Raw genomic sequence first — 756 nt, forward strand, 5'->3', positions numbered from 1 at the left:
GGTTTTTTGCGTCAATCGAGAAGAAGGAGGCTGCCCCCTCCGGGTCCGAATCTGGACCCTTTTGGGACAGCCCCTTCGGCATCAATTGGTGCCCGAAGCCATTTGCCGACAAGGCGGAGAATCCACGGGTCTCCAATCCGCACTTGGAGCATACGCTCAAGCCATTGGTGGTTAAGGTGGTCGAAGAATCCTCGAATGTCCGCCTCAAATACCCAGTGAATCGGGTGCTTAAAGACGAGGGTCTCGATGGCACCGAGCGCATCGTGGGTGCTTCGCTCCGGGCGGAATCCATAGGAGGAATCAAGGAAATCTGCTTCGTAGATGGCGCCAAGGAGACGGGCGACCGCCGCCTGCATGAGGCGATCAGCCACTGTTGGGATGCCGAGCGGACGCCTTTTAGTCGGTTGCCCCGGTTTCGGAATATACACCCGTCTAACTGGGGGCGCCTGATAGGCATGGCGGCGCGACCGATCGACGAGGTCCCGAATGGCGGTCTCGCGCTGGATGTCGAAGTCCTGCATCGTCTGGCGGTCAATCCCGGCGGAGCCCCGCCGGTTTAACCTAAGCCACGTGTCGAGTAGGAATTCCTCGTTGAGGTAGTGCGCCAGCGCTGTGAATCGACAGGTCGTGTCGGCGCTCGCTTTGCGGGTGATGCGGGTCAGGTCTGGTAACATTTCGTCTCCTCCTACCTTAGTTTTTTGTGTGAAACCTGTTGTTCTCATTGATTTTTGTGAAATCCCGGGACCTCTGCGACCG

1 protein-coding gene is annotated in these 756 nt (G+C 58.1%); it reads right to left on the bottom strand.

The features are described from left to right. Positions 1-11 precede the first annotated feature (11 nt). A complete protein-coding gene (locus HIJ39_RS23240) occupies positions 12-674 on the bottom strand; it encodes a reverse transcriptase domain-containing protein (RefSeq protein ID WP_169103389.1) in 663 nt (220 codons plus the stop codon). Positions 675-756: the final 82 nt, after the last annotated feature.

Source organism: Sulfobacillus harzensis (assembly GCF_012933365.1).
GTDB classification, from domain to species: Bacteria; Bacillota; Sulfobacillia; order Sulfobacillales; family Sulfobacillaceae; genus Sulfobacillus_B; species Sulfobacillus_B harzensis.

Coding starts and splice junctions, on each gene's coding strand:
- HIJ39_RS23240 (WP_169103389.1), bottom strand. CDS start 674: ATGTTACCAGACCTGACCCGCATCACCCGCAAAGCGAGCGCCGACACG.